The organism is Streptosporangium sp. NPDC020145, assembly GCF_040631275.1.
In the GTDB taxonomy this organism is placed as follows: domain Bacteria; phylum Actinomycetota; class Actinomycetes; order Streptosporangiales; family Streptosporangiaceae; genus Streptosporangium.
In genome coordinates, this window is sequence record NZ_JBEXZT010000001.1 from 228,047 (window position 1) to 245,228 (window position 17,182).

Below are 17,182 nucleotides of genomic sequence, written 5' to 3' on the forward strand. Positions count from 1 at the left end.
CTCACGGGGTTCACTCGCCCGGCCTGACCAGACCCGTCTCGTAGGCGTACACGATCGCCTGGGCCCGGTCGCGCAGGTCCAGCTTGGCCAGGATGCGTCCCAGGTGCGTCTTGACCGTCTGCTCGGACAGCACGAGCTCGGCGGCGATCTCCTGGTTGGAACGGCCCTGGGCGACGAGGACGAGCACCTCGGTCTCGCGTTCGGTGATGCCGTCCGGCCTGATCCGGGGACGGCGCGGGCCGACCCGGGCGAACTCCGCGATCAGCCGTCTGGTCACCGAGGGGGCCAGCAGCGCCTCACCGGAGGCGACCACCCTGACCGCCTCGGCCAGCTGCCGCGCGGAGGCGTCCTTGAGCAGGAACCCGCTGGCCCCGGCGCGCAGCGCCTCGTAGACGTAGTCGTCGAGGTCGAAGGTGGTCAGGATCAGCACCTTCGGCGGGTCCGCCGCGGCCATGATCTCCCTGGTCGCGGCCAGGCCGTCCATGACCGGCATCCGTACGTCCATCAGCACCACGTCGGGACGCAGCCGCGTGGCCTCCGTCACGGCCTCACGGCCGTCGGCAGCCTCGCCGACGACCTCGATGTCCGGCTGTGAGCCGAGGAACACGGTGAAACCGGTCCTGACCATGCCCTGGTCGTCGGCGATGAGCACCCGGATCGTCATGTCTCCTCCACGACCGGCAGTATGGCGGTGATCGCGAATCCTGTCCCGACCGGTCCGGCCCACAGCCTCCCGCCGAGCATGGCGGCCCGCTCCCGCATCCCGACCAGGCCGTGCCCGGGACCCTCCGCGCGCTGCGCCGTACTGGGGGAGGGGCGTCCTGCGTCGTTGGTCACGTTGATGTTCAGCGCGCCGCCGGAACGGGAGATCCGCACCGAGACGTCCGAGCCGGGCGCGTGCCGCATGGCGTTGCTCAGCGCCTCCTGGGTGATCCGGTAGGCCGACAGGCTCACCGCCTCGGGCAGCCCGGTCAGGTCGCCGCTGAGGGAGAGCGCCACGGTGAGACCGGCCGAGCGCGCGTTGCCGACCAGCTCGTCGAGGCGGCCGAGTCCTGGCTGAGGGGCGGTGTCCACCCGTCCCTCGGCGTCCCTGAGCACCCCGATCACCCGGCGCATCTCGGTCATGGCGGACAGCGAGAGCACACGGATCTCCTGCAGCCCCTCCTCAAGGCGCCCGACGTCCCCGGCCGCCTGGAGGGGTACGGCCTCGGCCTGGATGGCGATCACCGACATGTGGTGGGCGACGACGTCGTGCAGCTCCCTGGCGATCCTGGCCCGTTCCTCCAGCGCGGCCTGCGCGGCCAGGGCTCGCTCGCTGCGCTGCTCCTCCTCGGCCAGGCGCCTGGAGGCCAGCCGTCTGGTCCGGACGTTGTAGCCGAGGAGCGCGGTGACGGCCAGCAGGACCGCGGCGGGCAGCGCATCGTTGACGCCGGGGCCGTGGACGACCAGGACGAGCACCGAGACGGCCCACACGCCCAGGGTGGTCCTGCGCTCGCAGCGGACCGCGACGGAGTAGACGACGAGCAGGTGGAGCATCGCCTCGGGGGCCTGCACGGGTCGGCCGCCGTCCTCGAAGGAGGGCATGACGATCACGCTCGCCAGGGCGATCCGCCAGGCGGCCAGCGGCCAGCGCTCGCGCAGCAGCACCGGGACGCAGGAGGTGATGGCGGCCAGGTAGAGCCACCACTCGGGGTAGAGGGGGCGCAGGAGGGCCCGGTCTTCCGGGGAGCCCACCGTGCCCGCGGTCATGTCGTTGGAGTGGACGAGCCGGGACAGGACGCCGCTGTAGACGATCCAGAAGGCCACCACGTTGGCCACCGTCACCAGGTCGACGGCGCGGAACGGCAGCAGCCGCAGGGCCTCGGGCAGCCGGAACCGCAGCCGGGGGGAGCGGGGAAAGGGCGGATCGGCCTGTCCCCTGACCAGCGCCAGGGCTGGCGGCCGCAGGAGCCGTTCCAGACCGGCGGGCAGATTCACCCGGCCAGCCTAGACAACGGGGGCGCGCACGGCGTCACCCTCGGGAGTGATCCACACCGTCACCTCCCAGGGGTACGGCGGTACCGGTGAGCCGTCGTCCCCGGGCCGGCGGGACCGGCGGGCAGGGCGCGCGCGGGGCACAGCAGGGGGAGCAGCGGGGGGAGGAGGTACGGCCCGGCGAATTACACGATTACGATCGCTCACAGCGAACACGCTCAACTCCGGGAACAATCACGGGCTCCCATTAATTGAGTCGGTATAACTCAACCTTTGGAGCGCAGATGAGTGAGAGCCTGATCCTCCCGGTCCTGCCCCTCGACGACGAGGTCGTGCTGCCGGGCATGGTCGTCCCGCTTGACCTTTCGGAGGGCGAGGTCCGGGCGGCGATCGACGCCGCTCGGGCACTCGCTGACAACAAGCCCGAGGTGCTGCTCGTTCCCCGGATCGACGGCAAGTACGGTGCCGTGGGCGTCAGGGCCGTCGTCGAGCAGGTCGGCAGACTGCCCGGCGGTGAGCCCGCCGCCGTGGTCCGCGGTGTCGGCCGGGTCCGCGTCGGCTCCGGCACCACGGGCCCTGGCGCGGCCCTGTGGGTGCAGGCGAGCGTGATGGACGTCCCCGAGGCGGGGGAGCGCGCCGAGGAGCTGGCCAGGGAGTACAAGGCGCTGACCACGACCATCCTGCAGAAGCGGGGCGCCTGGCAGGTCGTCGACGCGGTCAACAAGATGGACGACCCGTCGCTGCTGGCCGACAACTCCGGCTACGCCCCCTGGCTGACCACCCAGCGCAAGGTCGAGATCCTGCAGACCGCCGACCCCGCCGACCGGCTCGAACGGCTGGTCGAGTGGGCCCGTGAGCACCTCGCCGAGCTCGACGTGGCCGAGACGATCCGTAAGGACGTCCAGGAGGGCATGGAGAAGCAGCAGCGCGAGTTCCTGCTCCGCCAGCAGCTGGCCGCGGTCCGCAAGGAGCTGGCCGAGCTCAACGGCTCCTCCCCGGAGACCGAGGAGGAGGACTACCGGGCCCGCGTCGAGGCGGCCGACCTGCCGGAGAAGGTGCGCGAGGCCGCGCTCAAGGAGGTCGACAAGCTGGAGCGGACCTCCGACCAGTCTCCCGAGGTCGGCTGGATCCGCACCTGGCTGGACACCGTCCTCGACATTCCGTGGAACGAGCGGACCGAGGACTCCTACGACATCGCCGCGGCCCGCGCCGTCCTCGACGCCGACCACACCGGCCTCGACGACGTCAAGGACCGCATCATCGAGTACCTCGCGGTGCGCGGCCGCAGGGCCGAGAAGGGCCTGGGCGTGGTCGGCGGGCGCCGCAGCGGCGCGGTGCTCGCGCTGGCCGGGCCTCCCGGAGTCGGCAAGACCTCCCTGGGCGAGTCCGTGGCCAGGGCGATGGGCCGCAAGTTCGTCCGTGTCGCCCTCGGCGGCGTCCGCGACGAGGCCGAGATCCGCGGCCACCGGCGCACCTACGTCGGCGCCCAGTCGGGCCGGATCGTGCGCGCGATCCGCGAGGCGGGCTCGATGAACCCGGTCGTGCTGCTCGACGAGGTGGACAAGGTCGGCTCCGACTACCGGGGCGACCCGACCGCGGCCCTGCTCGAGGTGCTCGACCCGGCGCAGAACCACACCTTCCGCGACCACTACCTGGAGGTCGAGCTCGACCTGAGCGACGTGCTCTTCCTGGCCACGGCCAACGTCCTCGAAGCCGTCCCCGGGCCGCTGCTCGACCGGATGGAGGTCGTGACGCTCGACGGCTACACCGAGGACGAGAAGGTCGCGATCGCCCGTGACCACCTGCTGCCGCGCCAGCTCGACAAGGCGGGCCTCACCGCCGAGGACGTCACCCTCGGCGAGGACGCCCTGCGCGCCCTCGCGGGCGAGTACACCCGCGAGGCGGGCGTGCGCTCCCTGGAGCGCTCGATCGCCAGGGTCCTGCGCAAGGTGACCGCGAACGTCGCCCTCGGCGAGGCCGAGCTGCCGGTGACGGTGGAGGACCTGGTCCCCTACCTCGGCCGCCCGCGCCACGTGCCGGAGTCGTCGCTTCCCGAGTCCAGCCGGCGTACGGCGGTGCCCGGCGTGGCCACCGGCCTGGCGGTCACCGGGGCGGGCGGGGACGTGCTGTACGTCGAGGCGTCACTGGCCGACCCGGAGACCGGTGACACCGGGCTGACCCTGACCGGCCAGCTCGGCGACGTCATGAAGGAGTCGGCCAGGATCGCGCTGTCCTACCTGCGCTCGCGGGGCGCGGAGCTCGAACTGCCGGTGACGGCGCTGAAGGACCGTTCGGTGCACATCCACTTCCCCGCGGGGGCGGTGCCCAAGGACGGCCCCTCCGCCGGCGTCACCCTGACCACCGCGCTGGCCTCGCTGCTGTCCGGCCGTACGGTCAGGAACGACGTGGCCATGACCGGTGAGATCTCCCTGACCGGCAGGGTGCTCCCGATCGGCGGGGTCAAGCAGAAGCTGCTGGCCGCCCACCGGGCGGGCATCACCACGGTGCTGATCCCGGCCCGCAACGAGCCCGACCTGGACGACGTCCCCCAGGCGGTCCGCGACGAGCTCACCGTCCACACGGTCAGCGACGTGCGGGAGGTGCTGGAGATCGCGCTCACCCCGGCCAAGGTCGCGGAGAAGGCCGTGGCCTGACCTGGGCGATCCCTCGCACGGCCCGTCCCTCCTCACCGGAGGGGCGGGCCGTTCGCCGTGTCCGGACGGCGAATTCCCCTATGGGGGTGATAGGGATCACATGAAATACCGGGAATCCGGGTAGGCCGACCCCGTGTTGAGGCAGACGTGAACGTGGCGAACCAGGCAGACGCGACCCCGCAGGGCCGGGCCGTCTCCCTCGGCGAGCACATGTGCGGGATGCCCCACATGTGTGTTCCGAGCTGTATGCGCTTCAAGCACTAGCTTCGCCCGCCCGTCCTCACGAAGGCCCGAGACCATGACCTGCCCCGCGGACCATCTCGTCCTGCGCCGCCTGTGCCACCTGCCCTTCGACCCCGGCACGCGCTAGCTCCCTCCCCGCCGTGGAACCCGTCGTAGAACCTTTCGAGGACCCGTTCATGTTGGGGAACAGCTGTGATTGATGTGTCAGGCCTGCGCAAGGTCTACCGCGACCGGGGCCGTGAGGTGACCGCCGTGGAGCGCGTCGACCTCCACGTCCGCGAGGGCGAGATCTTCGGCGTGCTCGGCCAGAGCGGTGCGGGCAAGAGCACCCTGCTGCGCTGCGTCAACCTCCTCGAACGCCCGACCGAGGGCACCGTGACCGTGGCGGGGCAGGAGCTGACCGCGCTCGGGGAGGCCCGGTTGCGCCGGGCCAGGCAGCGGATCGGCATGGTCCACCAGCACTTCGCCCTGCTGTCCTCCCGCACGGTCGCGGGCAACGTGGCCTTCCCGCTTGAGGTCATGGGCACCGGCAGGGCCGAACGAGCCAGGCGGGTGACCGAACTGCTCGAACTGGTCGGGCTCGCGGACAAGGCGAAGGCCCATCCCGCCCAGCTCTCCGGCGGCCAGAAACAGCGCGTCGGGATCGCCAGGGCACTGGCGGGCAACCCCGCCGTGCTGCTGTCCGACGAGGCGACCTCCGCGCTCGACCCGGGCACGACCCAGTCGATCCTGGCCCTGCTCAAGAGCCTCAACCGGGAACTCGGCCTGACGATCCTGCTGATCACCCACGAGATGAACGTCGTCAAGACGATCTGCGACTCGGCCGCCATCATGCGCCACGGCAGGATCGAGGAGTCGGGGACCATCCCCGAACTGCTGGCCACGCCGGGGTCCCGGCTCGCCGCCGAACTGTTCCCCCTGCCCCCCGCGGAGCCGGGCGACGTCACGATCACCTTCACCGGGCAGGCCGACGAGCCCGTGGTCTCCCAGGTGGCGCGCACGTTCGACGTGGACGTCAACATCCTCGGCGGAGCGCTGGAGCAGGTCGCCGGGCTGTCCACGGGGCGCCTGCGCCTGCGCCTGGGCGGCGCCCAGCGCGCCGAGGCCCTGGCCTACCTGACCGGTCGCGGCCTGCTGGTCGAGGAGAGCCCGGTGAACGCGCCCGTAACGCTGGAGGAGAAGGCATGACCTGGGACGAGATGGCCCCCCTGCTGTGGGAGAACACCTGGCAGACCGTCCAGATGGTCCTGTGGTCGACCCTGTTCACCGCGCTGCTCGGCCTGCCGCTCGGTGTCGCCCTCGTCGTCACCGACCGAGGCGGGCTGTTGCCCTCCTGGCCGCTGAACCGGGTGCTCGCGCTGGTCGTCAACGTCGGGCGCTCACTGCCGTTCATCATCCTGATGATCGCGGTGATCCCGCTGACCCGGATGATCGTGGGCACGACCATCGGCACCGCCGCGACCGTCGTCCCCCTCACCCTGGGCGCGGCGCCGTTCTTCGCCAGGCTGGTGGAGACCTCGCTGCGTGAGGTGGGCTCCGACAAGGTGCAGGCGGCCCACGCGATGGGCGCCAGCCGTACGACGATCATCGGCAAGGTCCTGCTTCCCGAGGCGATGCCGGGCCTGGTCGCGGGGCTCACGGTGACCGTGGTCGCATTGATCTCCTACTCGGCGATGGCCGGGGCGATCGGCGGCGGCGGGCTCGGCGACCTGGCGATCCGCTACGGCTACCAGCGTTTCGAGACCACCCTCATGGTGATCACCGTCGTGGTGCTGGTCGTCATCGTCCAGCTCGTGCAGACCCTGGGCGACACCGTCGCCCGCCGCCTGCAACGCGGCTGATCCCTCCCACTCCCCCCGGGACCCCGTCACAAGCGGGAGCCCTGGTTTTCCACACCCAAAAGGAGCGCACAATGCGTAAATTCCTAGGAATCGCCTCCGCCGTCACGGCCCTGGTCGTCTCGCTGGCGGCCTGCGGCTCCTCCGGGCCCGCCGCGGACGCCGGAGCCGCCGGGGCCAAGGATCCGTCCAGCCCCGCGGCCGAGGTGCTCAAGGTCGGCGCCAGCCCCGTCCCGCACGCGCAGATCCTGAAGTTCGTCAAGGACAAGCTCGCCGCCAAGGAGGGCCTGAACCTGGAGATCGTCGAGTTCACCGACTACGTCCAGCCGAACGTGCAGCTCAGCGAGGGGCGGCTCGGCGCCAACTTCTTCCAGCACAAGCCCTACCTGGACGACTTCAACGCCTCCAAGGGCACCAAGCTGGTCTTCCTGCAGCCGGTCCACCTGGAGCCGCTCGGCCTCTACTCCAAGAAGATCACCAAGCTCGGTGACCTGCCGCAGAACGGGACCGTGGCCGTGCCCAACGACGCGACCAACCTCGGCCGGGCGCTGAAGCTGCTCGCCGACAACGGCGTGATCACCCTCAAGGAGGGGGCGGGCACCGCCGCGACGGAGCGCGACGTCACCGGCAACCCCAAGAGCCTGAAGTTCCAGCCGCTTGAGGCCGCGCAGCTGCCCCGCTCCCTTGAGGACGTGGACGCCGCCGTCATCAACGGCAACTACGCCCTTGAGGCGGGCCTCAACCCCGCGCAGAACGCGCTGGTGCTGGAGAAGGCCCAGGACAACCCCTACGTCAACGGCCTGGTGGTCGCCGAGGGACACGAGCACGACCCGCAGGTGGTCAAGCTCGCCAAGCTGCTGGCCGGTCCCGAGGTGAAGCAGTTCATCGAGCAGACCTACAAGGGGGCGGTCATCCCCGCGAACTGACCCGGGTGACGGCGGGAGCCCACGGGCTCCCGCCTGGGTATGGACCCCGGTAGGGACGAGACTGCAGCGGGGGACGCCATGACCACATACACCCTGTCGATCGTCGAGGGGGACGCCGGGGAGAAGGGGGAGGACATCTTCTCGCCGGACTCCCCGGTCACCTTCGACGACCTGGGGATCGGCATCCTGATGTGGCTGACCGAGCACGGGTACGAGGAGCCGGGCAGGAAGGTCGTGGTGACCCCGGCCGGTGAGGTGCCGCTCGGCGCGCTCGCCTCCCGGGACGTCGACCTCTGAAGCCCTCGAAGTCCCGGTGACCTCTGCGGCCCTGTGAGCTCACGGTCGCGACGCCGTACGGCACGGCGCGGGCGATCGGCGGGACACGGTTCCGGATCGCTCTGCCGGGGCAGGTGACGGGTCCGAGGTGCCGGACGTCTACCCGGAGGGATCTCGACATGACGCAATCCCAGCCCCCTGCCTGCAGGACATGCGGCGCGCTGGTGGAACACCCGGGCCGCCACCGTGAGTGGCACGAGGTCCTCGAACGTCTCGTGCCCGGCCTGGGCGCCGAGCTGGACAGGGCGCACGGACCGGGAAGGACCGGCGAGGGCTTCACCTTCTGACCGTCCCCGGCGGCTGTCTCTTTTGTGCATCTATCGCCGGTATTCCGGGGCATTCTCCGGCGAAATGTCAGGGGTACGCCGTATGGTGCGCACGTGCATCCTCCGCAGCAGCCGTATCCACAGGACGGGCCCCAGCCGTATCCGCAGGGTGGGCCCCAGCAGTGGCCGCCGGCGCCGCCCCAACCGCCGTACCAGCCGCAGCAGGGTCCCTACCAGCAGGGGCCGCAGCAGGGCTCACCGTACGGCCAGCAGCCGACGACGCCGTACCCCCAGCAGGGGCCGCCCCAGGGCTGGCAGCAACCTCCTCCCATGGGGCCTCCTCCCGGCTGGCAGCCGGGCCCGCCCCCGCCGCCCTCGGGGGGCGGCGGCAAGGGGGTCGTGATCGCCGTGGTCGCCGTGGTGGCGGTCCTGATCGTCGCGGCCGGTGGCGCGGTCTACCTCTTCAACCGCAACAGCGGCTCCTCGGTCGCGCTGGTCACGAAGGCCCCCGAGACCCCCCGGCCGACCGAGTCGTCCCTGTCCACGGACGAGCCGTCCCCCGACTCCACGGACGAGTCCTCCTCCGACGACCCCGACGAGGACGAGCCGACCCCGACCGCCTCCTCCTCCTTCTCCTTCTCCCAGGACGAGAAGGAGGACCTGTTCCTGAAGACCGTGCGGCAGCGCAAGGAGCTGAGCGGCGTCGCCTCCAGCAGGCTGGTGCAGCTCGGCAAGGACGTCTGCGGCGCGCTCGACACCGGCAAGAACCTCATCCAGGTCACCCTGAGCAGCCCGGTCACCGACGAGTTCGGCGCCGAGACGTCCGGCTACATCGCGGGCGCGGCCGTCGTCCTGCTGTGCCCCGAGCACCGGGCCAAACTCCCGAAGTAACACGACGACCGTCCGCCAGCGCCTCGGCCGTCCGGAGACCGGTACGGCGAACGGCGAGGCGGTGCGGACATGACGCCGGGCACCGATCGCGGTGCCCGGCGTCGCGTTTGCGGCCCGTCCGGGCCATTTCGTGACCAGGGCCTCTCCGGGCGGCCTTTTCGCAGGGGAAAGGCGTGACCGGATCGCGCATCGACACCCATTGCATAGGAAAGTTTCCTATTCAATACTGTGATCAACGCAGCGTGTCCCCGTCGCGCGGAACCTCCCTCGTCCGGCGATGTGTTCCCCCATGCTTCGTCGGCTCCTCCCCCGTTCCGCCCGGCTTTCCCGGACTCTGGAGGTCCTCATGTCCCGCCGTTTCGTCGCGCTCGCCACCGCCGCGCTCGCCTGCTTCGGTGCGCTCGCCGTCTCCGCCACCCCCGCCCAGGCGGCGGTCCTCGAAGTCGTCTACAGCCCGCTCTCGCTCGGGGAGTACTGCGCGGCCCAGGTCAACCCCTACTCCACCATCGGCTTCTACAACGGCGGTCTTGGCTGCCACCGCTGGAACAACACCGGCGGCACGACCTACACGGGGAGCGGGAGCGCCTCCGCCGCGTGCGCCCACTTCCACCCCACCTACGTCTCCGCCGGTTACGCCCAGGGCGGCAGCCAGGCGCTGATCTGCAGGTACACGGTCTGACCCGCCCTCCCTCCGGCGTCCCCGCCCGGCCGTGCCACGGCGACGCCGGAGGGATCCGTTCCTCCCGCCCACGGCGCTACCTGTTTGGGAACCGTCGTTCCGGCTGATGGCCGGGGCGGTCGAAGTGGCGCGTTGGTGAGTCCCGGCAAGGCCGGCGGGCCTTCGGGAGATCTCCGCTGGAGCCGCCGCCGATTTTCCACGTGATTGAGCGTCTCCCGGGCCATCGACAGGAGGGCGCGGGAAAGGGCCGGCCGTTTCCGCCGGTCTTCGTCAATGCGGTTGGGCGTCCGTAAAGGGCTCCGGGTCCGCGGAGTTCACGGATTCGTCGTTCCTGGGACTTCTCCTGTTCGGTCACCTGGATTTTCGTTCTCGTCAGAGCGGGCCACGAGCGACACCTGGGCGCCCAGGCCACAGGGACGGCGTCGTTTTCTTTCTCCCAAATACGCGAACCCGGTGAATTCATGGCCAAATAGAAGGGGAAGTGTCGATGGCATGATTTCGGGAGGCGAATTCTGGTGCCGGATTACCCGCCGAAAATCATCGAGATCGTCGATGAGACCGGCCTGGGTGAGATCGTTGACTGTTTCCGTCAGTCGGTCCTGGCGGAAGCGGGAATTGTCGTCGTTCTCACGCTCCTCGGAGCACCGGGGATTCTGATCGGTGACGATGTCGGCAGGGCGATGGGTGCCGTGGCCCTCGGGCTGGCCCTGCTCTGCGTCCCGCCCCTCTGGCTGAAGGCCCGCAGGCGGTTGTACCTGTGCTCCAACGGGCTGCTGCTCACGACGGGGGACGCCGTCCTGAAGCGTCTGATCGCCTGGGAGGACGTGGCCTACGTACGAAAGTGGACGACCCGGGTCTACCAACGCGGCGGTTCCCAGGACGTCGAGCGGTGCATCCTGATGCTGAAGAACGGCGGGAAGCTGAACCTGGCCAGACCCCCCTACGCCCGGGATGAGGAGCTCACGGCGGCCATCGAGCACTACATGTCGGAGATCAGCTATCCGCGCAGAGTGATGGAAATCGCCGAAACAGGCAGCTCCACCTTCGGTCCGATCACTGTCACCGCCGAGGGCGTGCGTGACGGCGACCGGCTCGTACGCTGGTCGGAGATCACCGGCCTCGAACGTGCACGAGTGCGATTACGTATTTGGACCGGCTTCGGCAGACCGGCCATTTCCCGTCAGGTCAGGACGATCCCCGATGTGGCGGTGCTGGTGGCTCTCGTGGCGGAGGGCGTGGAACGGCATCGACTCCACCGGCAGGAGCCTTCGGCGGACGTCTAGGACGGCGGACACCCAGGACGGCGGACGCCTCGCGCGGGTACCGGCTTCCTGGGCGCGTTCGCAGGAGCCCGCCGACGGTTTCCGGCTCGCCCCGGAGCCCTCACCAGGGGCGGGCCGATGCGATTCGTCCGGGGCGCGGCCGGGCCGGGCTCGATCACGTTCCGGCCGCCGGGAGCCTTCCTGGTGGCCGGAAGGACAACAAAAGGGGTCAAGCCTGGGGCGGCCTGTCATTCGGCCGGTCCCCTGCACGGGCCCGGTCCGGATGTTTTTTCCATGATCCTTCCTCCGGCCGACCGCCTCTGAGCACGGCGGATAAAGGGGGCGTGAGAGAAGGGAAGGGGCTCCGATCATCCTCTTAAGCTGCGCTTACGTCCTGTCAGGCATCGTTCTGGTGTACCGGAACCGCCGGTCGCCGCTCCGACAGTCCACGAGCGGATGCAGGACGTGGGGGAAGACATGGACCCGAACAAGAATGAGCAGGAAAGCACCCCGGCCGAGGCGACCCACGAGAACGAAGGATGGAGCCAGTTCGGCAAGGTGCCGCCGCGTGTCGGAGGTTACTCGGAGGGCCGGGACACCGGGCCGCAGCCGACGCTGATCCACCCGGTTCCGGACGCGGCGGAGTCCCTGCGGATCCCCGCCCAGCGGGGGTCGCTCACCGGCAGGCAGAAGCTGGGGGCCGGTCTGGCGCTGGCCGCGATGGCCGTGGGAGGTGGAGTCGCGGGGGCCTTCATCGCGACCTCGATCGCCGGGGCCGGCACGGTCACGGCCTCGTCCGTCTCCCCCTCGGCCGAGGTGCGCCAGGTCGGCAGCTTCGCCACGGTCGCCGACGTGGCCAAGGCGGTCCAGCCCTCGGTGGTCTCCATCGAGGTCAAGAGCGCCAACGGCAGCGGCGACGGATCGGGCGTGCTGCTCTCGGCCGACGGCCTCATCCTGACCAACAACCACGTGGTCACGCTGGGCGGCCAGGTGGGGACGAACGGCTCGATGACCGTCAAGTTCAGCGACGGCAAGACCGCCTCCGCCAGGGTCGTCGGGACCGACCCGGCGACCGACCTCGCCGTCATCCGGGCGGAGAACGTCTCCAACCTGACCAAGGCCACGATCGGTGACAGCGACAAGGTCAGGGTGGGCGACTCGGTGCTCGCCATCGGCAGTCCGCTGGGCCTGTCCGGCTCGGTCACCGCGGGCATCGTCAGCGCCCTGAACCGTACGGTGACCGTCGGCGGCGAGCAGCGACAGCAGCTCCCGCCGGGCTGGGGCGGCATGCAGCAGCAACAGCAGGGCGGCGGAACGACGACCATCGGCGGGGCCATCCAGACCGACGCGGCGATCAACCCCGGCAACTCGGGCGGTGCCCTGGTCAACGCGGCCGGAGAGGTGATCGGCATCAACAGCGCCATCGCAACCAACGGCGGCGAGGGCAACATCGGTGTCGGCTTCGCCATCCCGATCAACACCGCCAAGCAGGTCGCCAAGCAGCTCATCGACACCGGCAAGGTCAGCCACGCCTTCCTGGGCGTCAGCCTCGCCGACGCGACCGGCGACGTGGCCGGGGCCCTGGTCAACCAGGTCACCGACGGCAGCCCGGCCGCCCAGGCGGGGATCAGGCAGGGCGACCTGATCACCAAGATCAACGAGACGCCGGTCGACGACGGCGCGACGGTGGTCGGCGCGATCAGGGGGCTCAAGCCGGGGGACAAGGTGACCATCACCTACCTCCGCGACGGCAAGCCCCAGACCGCCACCGCGACCCTCGTCGAGAAGACCGGGCAGTAGCCTCGCCCGGAGCCGATGCGCCGCCGGGGACGCTGCGGACCCCGGCGGCGCATCCGTTTCCCGCCCGCCCGCCTCGGACGGCTTCCGGCATCCCGGGAGCCCCTGTGCTCCTGATCGGGAAATCCGGGCCGCGGCCTCGTGCCCCGGACGAGAGCCCGGCCGGGGAACACGGGTCAGCGCCCGGCGGTCAGCGCCTCGGAGCGCCACAGGTCACGGTAGTAGCCGGGCTCCCCGACCAGCTCCTCGTGGGTTCCCCGCTGCGCGACCGCCCCGTTCTCCAGCACGACGATCTCGTCGACCCCTTCGAGCCCGCGCAGCCGATGGGTGACCAGCAGTGTCGTACGGCCCCGCGTGGCGTCGAGCAGGTCGGCCATGAGCGCGTCCGCGGTGGCCTCGTCCAGTGATTCGGCGGGCTCGTCCAGCAGCAGCACAGGAGGGTCGTTCAGCAGCGCCCTGGCAAGCGCCAGCCGCTGGAGCTGGCCGCCGGAGACCGTCCGCCCGTCCTCCCCGAGCATGGTGTCCCAGCCGGTCCGCTCGACCCACCGGTCGAGCCTGGCCCGCCGTACGGCCTCGGCCAGCTCGTCCTGGTCCGCCTCCGGCCCGGCCAGGCGCAGGTTGTCCCGCAGCGTCGTCCGGAACACGTAGGGGTCCTGGGTCAGTCCCGTCATGACCCGCCTGGCGTCGTCGGAGGTCATCTTCCCGAGGTCGGTCCCGTTCAGCAGGATCGTGCCGGACTCGGGTTCCACCAGCCGCATCAGGGCCGAAAGCAGGGTGCTCTTGCCCGCGCCGCTCGGGCCGACCAGGGCGACCCGCCTGCCCGGGGTGAGGGTCAGGCTGACGCCGTCGAGCGCCACGGGCAGACCGGGGCCGTGCCGGACCACGAGGTCGCGGATCTCCACGGTCGGCGGCTCCCCGGGCACGGGGACGGGGCTCACCGGCTCGGCGACGGCGGGCGGGGTCGCGCGGACCTCCCGCAACCGGCGCAGGGCGGCGAGCACCCCGGTCAGCCGCTCCGCCGCCGCGGCCATCGGCAGCACCGGCTCGAAGGCGACCAGCGAGACCAGCGCGAGAACCGTCGTGGCGACCCGGCCCGCCTGCGAGCCTCCGGCGATCCAGACGACCGCCAGCACGGTCAGGCCCTGCGTGAGTGTGCCGAGGGCGGCGGCGACCGCGTTGGCCCTGGCCTGGCGGCGTTCCAGCGCGCCCAGGCGGGCGTCGGCCTCGGCGCAGGCGGCCAGCGCGCGCCCTCCCGCCCCGTAGGCGGCCAGGTCGGCCGCGCCGTGGACCAGGTCGGCGACCCGGGCCGCCAGCTCCGCCCGCGCGGGCGCGATCCGCGCCGACCAGCGCCGGGCGGCGGCGGCCGTACCCGCCGGGATCAGCACCCCGGCGACCAGCAGACCGGCCAGCAGCGCCGACGCCGCGGCGGGCAGCAGGAACAGCCCCAGCACGACCGCGGCGACCCCGGTCACCACAGCGGCCGCCGCAGGCAGCAGGCAGCGGACCAGCAGGTCCTGCGCCGCGTCGGTGTCGTCGACCATCCGGCTGAGCAGGTCGGCTCCCCGCCGGTCACGCGGCCCCGCCGGGATGAGCGCCCGGTAGAGCCGCTGCCTGGTCGCCGCCTGCGCCCGCAGCGCGACGTCGTGCCCGGCCAGGCGCTCGCCGTACCTGAAGACGCCCTTGGTGGTCGCGAAGGCCCTGACGCCGACGATCGCCACGCTCAGCGCGGCCAGCGGGGGGTGCTCGGCGGCCCTGGTGATCAGCCAGGCCGCGGACCCGATCAGTCCGAGCCCGGCCAGTTCGGCCGCCGCGCCCGAGGAGATCGCCAGGGCCGTGCGGCCCTTCATGTCCTTGACGCCCGTCATCGGGACCCTCCGATCAGTTCGGCGGAGACCACACGCCCCTCGGCCAGCCGGATCACCCGGTCGGCCAGGTCGATCATCGCGGGCCGGTGCGCCACGATCACCGCGGTTCGTCCCTCGGCCAGCTCACCGGTCGCGGCCACGATCGCCGCCTCGCTGCGGCCGTCGAGCCGCGCGGTCGGTTCGTCGAGGAGCAGCAGGTCGGTGCCGGGGCGGCAGAAGGCGCGGGCGAGCGCGACCCGCTGCCGCTGCCCGGCGGACAGGTTCGCGCCGCGTTCGCCGAGCACCGTCTCGTAGCCCTCGGGCAGCGCCGCCACGAACTCGTCGGCGTGCGCGGCCCCGGCCGCCCGCCGTACCTCCTCGATCGTGGCGCCGGGGAAGCCGAGGCGGACGTTGTCGGCGACCGAGACGGCGAACAGGTGGGGGCGCTGCGGCACGAACGCCAGCCGTTCCCGCCAGGCGTCGTCGGCGGTGAGGGCCACGCCGTCGATCAGGACGCGCCCGCTGTCCGGGACGACGAAGCCGAGCAGCAGGTGCAGCAGGGTGCTCTTGCCCGCCCCGCTCTCACCGACCAGCGCGACCCGCTCACCCGGTGCGATCGTCAGCGAGACGTTCTCCAGCGCCGCCTCCTGCCGGCCCGGGTAGCGCACGGTGACGTTCTCCAGGCGGATCTCCGGCGCGCGGCCCCCGGCCCGGTCCGCCGCCCCGGCCGGGGCGTCCCGTACGGCGGGGGCGGACGCCCGGCCGTCCAGGACGGCGAACGCCTCGTCGGCGGCGGCGACCCCCTCCATCGCGGCGTGGAACCTGTTGCCCATGGTGCGCAGCGGCAGGTACGCCTCCGGGGCGAGCAGCAGCACCAGCAGCGCCGTGGGCAGTTCCATCGACCCGGACAGCAGCCGCAGCCCGACCGGGACGGCGACCAGCGCCAGGGAGAGCGACGCGGCCAGTTCGAGCACCAGCGACGACAGGAAGGCCACCCGCAGGGTGCGCATCGTGGCCTCCCGGTGCTCCTGGGCCACCCGGCCGATCACCTCGGCCTGGTAGCGGGCCCTGCCGAAGGCGCGCAGCGTGGGCAGGCCCCTGACCACGTCGAGGAAGTGCCCGCCGAGATGGGCCAGCGCCCGCCACTGCCGTTCGGTGACCTCCTTGGTGCGCATCCCCACCAGCGCGCCGAACAGCGGGATGAGGGGCAGCGTGACGAGCACGATCACCGCGCTGGTCAGGTCGGCCGCGAACAGCCGTACCAGCACGGCGACCGGCACGACGGCCGCGACCGCGGCCGCGGGCAGGTAACCGGACAGGTAGGGGTCGAGGGCGTCCAGGCCGCGACCGGCCAGCGTGACCAGCTCGCCCGAGCGGCGTGAGGCGAGACCGGCCGGGCCGAGCTCCCGCAGCCGCGACAGCAGCCGGTGGCGCAGCGCCGTCTTCACACCGGTGCTCGTGTGCCCCGCGGCCACCCCCTGAACCAGGCCGAGCAGGGCGCGGGCGCCGACGACGAGCGCGAGCACGGTCAGCGCGGCGGGGGCGAAGCGGCCGGAGAGCACCCCGGACAGCACCTCCGCCTGGACCAGCACGAGCAGCCCGGCCACGACCGCGGCGGCCAGGCAGACCGCCAGGTGGCGGCGGACCGCCCGCTCGCCGCGGACCAGCCGAAGGAGATCCTTGTGCATGTGAACCCTAGAAGAACGACGGCAACCGACCGGCCGCACGCTTGGGACCGAACGTGCGCCATGTCCATACTTGCGCACCCGCCATGACCGGCGTCAAAGGCGCGATTATGAGACTGAGCACACCCAGCGTGCCCTCGGGCGCGGCGTGTTCGAGCAGCCACGGCGCCAGTGCGGCCAGCGGCACCGCGGCGGGCAGGGCGGCGGCGCACGCCGAGACCAGCAGTGCCCCGCCGCGGCGGCTCCTCCCGGTGACCCGTCCCGGCAGCGCCCAGGAGGCGAAGGTCCAGCCGTGGAAGGCGAACGCCCCGGCGACGACGGCGACGCAGGCGATCCCGGCGAGCGGGGAGGGCGACTCCGGCAGGCCCTGGGCGATCGAGGCCAGGATCATGCCCCAGCTCAGCGCCAGGCCGTACGATCCGGCGCAGACGGCCCAGTCCCAGGCGGCCCGCCAGCCCGCCCCGTCGAGACGGCGGCGGAACCACAGGCCCGCGTCGCGCAGGATCCACGAGATCAGCAGGGTGACGACCAGCGGGTAGAGGCCGTACAGCACCCGTCCCTCGACCTCGGGGAAGGCGCCGAAGAGCACGCCCGCGACGGCGACCAGCCACACCTCGTTGGCCAGCACGAACGGGGCCATGGCCGAGACGATCGTGTCACGGTCCCGCTGGGTACGGCCGAGCACGGGCAGCAGCATGCCGAGGCCGATGTCGAACCCCTCCAGGGCGAAGTAGCCGATCAGCAGCAGGGCGAGCACGCCCAGCCAGAGGACGTCCATGGATTCCTC

The 17,182-nt window shown here is 71.7% G+C and carries 15 protein-coding genes; 10 read left to right on the forward strand and 5 right to left on the reverse strand.

The window, feature by feature from the left end:
- Positions 1 to 10: 10 nt before the first annotated feature.
- Entirely contained in the window at positions 11 to 664 is a 654-nt protein-coding gene (locus ABZ463_RS00970; RefSeq protein ID WP_352009240.1) for a response regulator transcription factor, read from the reverse strand.
- Positions 661 to 1,977, reverse strand: a complete 1,317-nt coding sequence (locus tag ABZ463_RS00975; protein ID WP_362771780.1) for a histidine kinase — start codon at positions 1,975 to 1,977, stop codon at positions 661 to 663. The genes ABZ463_RS00970 and ABZ463_RS00975 overlap by 4 nt, the downstream gene beginning before the upstream one ends.
- Before the next feature lie 281 nt (positions 1,978 to 2,258).
- On the opposite strand from ABZ463_RS00975, the gene lon reads away from it, so the two are divergent.
- The 10 genes from lon to ABZ463_RS01025 all read left to right on the forward strand — a co-directional run bounded on the left by lon (position 2,259) and on the right by ABZ463_RS01025 (position 12,869).
- Entirely contained in the window at positions 2,259 to 4,628 is a 2,370-nt protein-coding gene (lon, locus tag ABZ463_RS00980; RefSeq protein ID WP_352009242.1) for an endopeptidase La, read from the forward strand.
- A gap of 435 nt (positions 4,629 to 5,063) precedes the next feature.
- Positions 5,064 to 6,059, forward strand: coding sequence for an ATP-binding cassette domain-containing protein (locus ABZ463_RS00985; protein WP_352009243.1), 996 nt, complete (start codon positions 5,064 to 5,066; stop codon positions 6,057 to 6,059).
- Entirely contained in the window at positions 6,056 to 6,712 is a 657-nt protein-coding gene (locus ABZ463_RS00990) for a methionine ABC transporter permease (protein WP_352009244.1), read from the forward strand. The genes ABZ463_RS00985 and ABZ463_RS00990 overlap by 4 nt, the downstream gene beginning before the upstream one ends.
- A 71-nt stretch (positions 6,713 to 6,783) precedes the next feature.
- On the forward strand, positions 6,784 to 7,635 hold the full coding sequence (locus tag ABZ463_RS00995; protein ID WP_352009245.1) for a MetQ/NlpA family ABC transporter substrate-binding protein: 852 nt from the start codon (positions 6,784 to 6,786) through the stop codon (positions 7,633 to 7,635).
- A 78-nt stretch (positions 7,636 to 7,713) separates the two neighbouring features.
- The gene (locus ABZ463_RS01000) at positions 7,714 to 7,932 is read left to right on the forward strand and encodes a hypothetical protein (RefSeq protein WP_352009246.1); all 219 of its coding nucleotides are present in this window, start codon (positions 7,714 to 7,716) and stop codon (positions 7,930 to 7,932) included.
- A gap of 158 nt (positions 7,933 to 8,090) precedes the next feature.
- Positions 8,091 to 8,258 carry a hypothetical protein gene (locus ABZ463_RS01005; protein ID WP_352009247.1) on the forward strand — a complete coding sequence of 56 codons (168 nt, stop codon included), beginning with the start codon at positions 8,091 to 8,093 and terminating at the stop codon, positions 8,256 to 8,258.
- A gap of 93 nt (positions 8,259 to 8,351) precedes the next feature.
- Positions 8,352 to 9,128, forward strand: a complete 777-nt coding sequence (locus ABZ463_RS01010) for a DUF732 domain-containing protein (RefSeq protein ID WP_362771784.1) — start codon at positions 8,352 to 8,354, stop codon at positions 9,126 to 9,128.
- A gap of 346 nt (positions 9,129 to 9,474) precedes the next feature.
- On the forward strand, positions 9,475 to 9,807 hold the full coding sequence (locus ABZ463_RS01015) for a hypothetical protein (RefSeq protein WP_362771786.1): 333 nt from the start codon (positions 9,475 to 9,477) through the stop codon (positions 9,805 to 9,807).
- Between the two features lie 515 nt (positions 9,808 to 10,322).
- Positions 10,323 to 11,090, forward strand: a complete 768-nt coding sequence (locus tag ABZ463_RS01020) for a DUF6585 family protein (protein ID WP_362771788.1) — start codon at positions 10,323 to 10,325, stop codon at positions 11,088 to 11,090.
- 456 nt (positions 11,091 to 11,546) lie between these two features.
- Complete coding sequence (locus ABZ463_RS01025; RefSeq protein ID WP_352009313.1) at positions 11,547 to 12,869, forward strand: trypsin-like peptidase domain-containing protein; 1,323 nt, start codon at positions 11,547 to 11,549, stop codon at positions 12,867 to 12,869.
- A 173-nt stretch (positions 12,870 to 13,042) separates the two neighbouring features.
- Here ABZ463_RS01025 and cydC read toward each other — a convergent pair whose 3' ends face one another.
- Genes cydC through ABZ463_RS01040 form a run of 3 tightly spaced genes read right to left on the reverse strand, consistent with a single transcriptional unit; the run spans position 13,043 to position 17,173 of the window.
- Complete coding sequence (gene cydC, locus ABZ463_RS01030; protein ID WP_362771790.1) at positions 13,043 to 14,731, reverse strand: thiol reductant ABC exporter subunit CydC; 1,689 nt, start codon at positions 14,729 to 14,731, stop codon at positions 13,043 to 13,045.
- Complete coding sequence (gene cydD, locus ABZ463_RS01035; RefSeq protein ID WP_362771792.1) at positions 14,728 to 16,398, reverse strand: thiol reductant ABC exporter subunit CydD; 1,671 nt, start codon at positions 16,396 to 16,398, stop codon at positions 14,728 to 14,730. Before cydD ends, cydC begins: the two co-directional genes overlap by 4 nt.
- A 7-nt stretch (positions 16,399 to 16,405) precedes the next feature.
- The gene (locus tag ABZ463_RS01040; RefSeq protein ID WP_362771794.1) at positions 16,406 to 17,173 is read right to left on the reverse strand and encodes a cytochrome d ubiquinol oxidase subunit II; all 768 of its coding nucleotides are present in this window, start codon (positions 17,171 to 17,173) and stop codon (positions 16,406 to 16,408) included.
- Between the last annotated feature and the right edge of the window lie 9 nt (positions 17,174 to 17,182).